Annotated in this window: 4 protein-coding genes; all 4 read left to right on the top strand. The window is 64.2% G+C overall.

The window, feature by feature from the left end:
* Positions 1-1,352 (top strand): catalase (locus tag HLUSI_RS0102445; protein WP_016832463.1); only part of this gene is annotated, 1,352 nt, incomplete at its 5' end.
* On the top strand, positions 1,352-2,419 hold the full coding sequence (locus tag HLUSI_RS0102440; RefSeq protein WP_016832462.1) for an acyl-CoA dehydrogenase family protein: 1,068 nt from the start codon (positions 1,352-1,354) through the stop codon (positions 2,417-2,419). The genes HLUSI_RS0102445 and HLUSI_RS0102440, both read left to right, overlap by 1 nt.
* Complete coding sequence (locus HLUSI_RS0102435; protein ID WP_016832461.1) at positions 2,407-3,183, top strand: PIG-L deacetylase family protein; 777 nt, start codon at positions 2,407-2,409, stop codon at positions 3,181-3,183. The genes HLUSI_RS0102440 and HLUSI_RS0102435 overlap by 13 nt, the downstream gene beginning before the upstream one ends.
* Before the next feature lie 108 nt (positions 3,184-3,291).
* Positions 3,292-4,193: non-homologous end joining protein Ku (gene ku / locus HLUSI_RS0102430; RefSeq protein ID WP_029363034.1), on the top strand; the 902-nt coding region annotated here is incomplete at its 3' end.

Genomic DNA, 4,193 nt, shown 5'->3' with positions numbered 1-4,193 from the left:
ATTGGCGCGGCGCCGATCCCGACTTCCATCGCCGCGACTTGTGGGAAGCCATCGAGTCCGGTCACGCGCCCGAATGGGAGCTGGGCCTGCAGGTGTTTTCCGAAGAACAGGCCGAGGAGTTCGATTTCGACGTCCTCGACCCGACCAAGATCGTGCCGGAAGAGCTGGTGCCGCTGACGCCGGTCGGCAAGATGGTGCTCAACCGCAATCCGGACAATTTTTTCGCGGAGACGGAGCAGATCGCTTTCTGCACGGCGCACATCGTGCCCGGCATCGATTTCACCAACGATCCCTTGCTGCAAGGGCGCATCCACTCTTACCTGGATACCCAGATCAGCCGTCTCGGCGGCGTCAACTTCCACGAGTTGCCGATCAATGCGCCGCTGGCGCCGGTGCATAACAACCAGCGCGACGGCATGCATCGCCAGGCGGTGCATCGCGGGCGTGTGTCGTACGAACCCAATTCGCTGGGCGGCGGCTGTCCGTTCCAGGCCGGCAGCGCCGGATTTGCCAGTTTTCCGCAACCGGTAGAGGGCGACAAGGTGCGCGCCAAACCGGAAAAATTCGCCGAGCACTATGCCCAGGCCAGGTTGTTCTGGAACAGCCAGTCCGCCGCCGAGCAGCGTCACATCATCAAGGCTTTCCGCTTCGAGCTGACGCGCGTGCAGACGCCGGCGATCCGCCAGCGTGTGGTGTCGCTGCTGGCCAATGTCGACGATCTGCTGGCCGAAAGCGTGGCCGAAGGTCTCGGTTTCACCGTGCCCGATCCGGCGCCCGATGTCGGACCGGCCGTCAAACCGGTCTACGCACCGTCGCCGGCCTTGTCGCTGACTGCGTATCCGGGGGACGGCAGCATCCGCACGCGCCGTATCGCCATCCTCGCAACGGATGGCGTTGACGTCGATGTGCTGTCCAGGATTTACGACGTGCTGCTGGAGCAAGGGGCGGCGCCCAAAGTGCTGGCGCCAATGCTTGGCGCAGTCAAGGGCAGGGAGGGCTCGGCCGGCGACGGCTGGCAGGCGGACATCACGATCGAGGCGGCGCCGTCTGCCTTGTACGACGCGCTGATCGTGGCGCCTGGAGATGCCTCCACCATCAGCCTGTGCGAAAACGGCCTGGCGATCGAGTTCATCAAGGACCAGTATCGTCATTGCAAGCCGATCCTCGTCATCGACACCGGCGCCGATCTGCTCGACCGTGCCGGACTGCCGGCGGTGCTGCCGACCGGCGACCCCGACTTTTCGCTGATCAACGTGTCCGGCGACCAGCTCGACGAAGGCTTGGCGCAATTCATCCAGGCCGTCGGCGGTCGGCGTGAACTGGATCGCGAAACTGATCCCCCGGTGGTCTGATGAACACACCTGCCAAAGACAACGTCGACGGCATCCGCCGTTTTCTCGCGCAATTGCCGGCGCGACCTGAGGCCGGCCAGTTGCTGTGCGAAATGGTCGACGCCGGGTTGGATCGGCTCAGCCTGCCGGGTTCGGGCCAGACCCTGCAACGCTGGCGCACCTTGGCGGCGGTGGCGGCGTACGACCTGAGCCTGGCGAAATTGTATGAGGCCCATGCCGATGCCCTGGCGATCCTCGCTGAAGCCGCCGCCGACGACATCGCGCCGGCGCTCAGCGTCTGGGGCGTGTGGTGCGCCGAGCCGCCCGAGGCGCGGCTTGATATCCGCACCGCCTCGGCCGAAGACCCGGGCCGCGTGGTGATTGATGGCGTCAAGGCCTGGTGCTCGGGCGCCAACGCGCTCAGCCACGCCATCGTCAGCGGCTGGAATGCCGACGGCCATCCTTGCCTGGCGGCGGTCGATCTCGACCAGGCCGGCGTGACGGTCAGCGACGAGGGCTGGCACGCAGTCGGCATGGCCGAGACCACCAGCGTCAACGTGCATTTTGAAAACGCGCGCGGGATCGCCGTCGGCGGAACGAATTTCTATGTCGACCGGCCGGGCTTCTGGCAAGGCGGCGCCGGTATTGCCGCGTGCTGGCATGGCGCGGCGGCGCAACTGGCGAGTTATCTGCGCCACAAACTGACTGGGCGGGATGATCCGCATGCGCTGGCTCACCTTGGACGCGCCGACGTTGCGCTGAGTGCATCGGCGGCAGGACTGCGCGCGGCGGCAGAAGCCATCGACGCGGAGCCGACGGCGGATAGTTATCGTCTCGCCATGCGCGTCCGGCTGGCGACCGAGCAGGCGGCAGTCGAGGTCATGCAGGCGGTAGGGCGTGCGCTGGGCGCGGCGCCGCTGTGTCGTGATCCCTGGGTTGCGCGCATGATGGCCGACTTGCCGGTATTTTTGCGTCAGAGCCATGCCGAACGCGATCTGGTGGCGCTGGCGCAGTCCACGCTGCAACAGGCGGAAGACGGGGAAGACGGCGAAAACTATCATGCAGGAGAGGAAGAATGGCGACTCTGACGCTGACTGAAGAAAATCCTCCCGAGATCGGACATGCGGCCACCGACGAAGCGCGCTGGCGCGACAATCCGCGCTTGGCCAGGGTGCCGCAAGTCCATCCGGAAACATTGGTGTCGTCCGATTCGCGCGCCGTCATCGTGGCGCCGCATCCCGACGACGAAGTGCTCGGCTGCGCCGGCTTGTTGATGCATCTGGCGCGCAGCGGCCACGAGATCCTGTTGATCGCGGTTTCCGACGGCGAGCGCAGCCACAGCAGTGAATCGGCGTTCAGCAGCGACTTGCTGTCGCACGTTCGTCCTGCCGAAACCAGCGTGGCCTTGACCGCGCTCGGCATCGGCAACATCACCATCATGCGCGCCCAATTGCCCGACAGGAGGGTGGGCGAGCATCAGCGCAAATTGCAGGATTTGTTGGGCGCTTATCTGCAACGCAGCGATGTCGTCTTCGCCAGCTGGCATCGCGACGGTCATCCGGACCATGAAGCGGTCGGCCTGGCCAGCCGCGATGCAGCGCGCGCCATCGGCTGCCGCCTGATCGAAATCCCGATCTGGATGTGGCACTGGCGCACTCCCGACCATCAAGATATCCCTTGGCAGCGCGCCCGCAAACTGGCGCTTGACCCTGACATGCAGGCGCGCAAGAAGGCGGCGCTGGAATGCTATCGCAGCCAACTGGAACCCGATCGTTCGACCGGCAACGCCGCCATTCTGCCGCCTGAGGTGCTGGCGCATTTCCAGCGGGACTTCGAGATTTACTTCGTCTGACCACCAGCAGCCGCGTCGGCTGCCGTCTGACAAGGCATTCAGCCGATTGCTGACTGTGATGGCCGCCGCTTTTGCGCGATACTTTTCTCACTATCGGGAGAAGCAAACATGCGGCGAGCATTGTGGAAGGGCGCAATCAGTTTCGGGCTGATCAATATACCGGTCGAGCTGTTCACGGCCGAGAAACATGACGAGCTCGACTTCACCATGCTGGACAAGCGCGACCTGTCGCCGGTCGGCTACAAGCGCATCAGCAAGAAAACCGGCAAGGAAGTGGTCTGGGACAACATCGTCAAGGGCTACGAGTACGAGGACGGCAAATACGTCCTGTTGTCCGACGAAGACTTGCGCCGCGCCAACGTCGAAGCCACCCAGACCATCGACATCGAATCCTTCATCGATGCGACACAGATTCCGATCACCTACTATGAACAGCCGTATTACCTGGCGCCTCTGAAAAGCGGCGCCAAGGCCTATGCCTTGCTGCGCGAGACGCTGCGCAAGAGCGGCAAGATTGCGTTGGCGCGCATCGTCATCCGCACGCGCCAGCATATCGCCGCACTGACGCCGTTCGACGACATCATCAACCTGATTACCTTGCGTTATCCGGCTGAGTTGCGTGCGCCGGACGACTTGCCGGTGCCCGATGCCAATCCGAAGAAAGCCGGCCTCAGCGCGAAGGAAGTGGAGATGGCGCAATCGCTGGTGGAAAGCATGTCCGGCGACTGGGACCCGGAATCGCTGCGCGACACTTACCGCGACGACATCCTGGCGCTGGTGCAAAAAAAAATCAGGAGCCGCCAGACCCACGAGATCGCCGAGCCGGAACCGGAGGACGACGGCAAGCCGCGCAGCAGCGCCAAGGTCATCGATCTGATGGCCTTGCTCAAACAGAGCATTGACGGCAAGGGCAAGCGACCAGCTGCAAAGCCGGCCGCAACCCCGGCCAGGCGAACCAAGGCTGCGGCCAGACCTGCCGCCGCCAAAAACCGTTCCAGGACCGCGCCGCC

The sequence above is a fragment of the Herbaspirillum lusitanum P6-12 genome (assembly GCF_000256565.1).
Lineage (GTDB): Bacteria > Pseudomonadota > Gammaproteobacteria > Burkholderiales > Burkholderiaceae_D > Herbaspirillum > Herbaspirillum lusitanum.
This window is presented reverse-complemented; position numbering and strand designations above follow the sequence as displayed.

Coding starts and splice junctions, on each gene's coding strand:
- HLUSI_RS0102435 (WP_016832461.1), top strand. CDS start 2,407: ATGGCGACTCTGACGCTGACTGAAGAAAATCCTCCCGAGATCGGACAT.
- HLUSI_RS0102440 (WP_016832462.1), top strand. CDS start 1,352: ATGAACACACCTGCCAAAGACAACGTCGACGGCATCCGCCGTTTTCTC.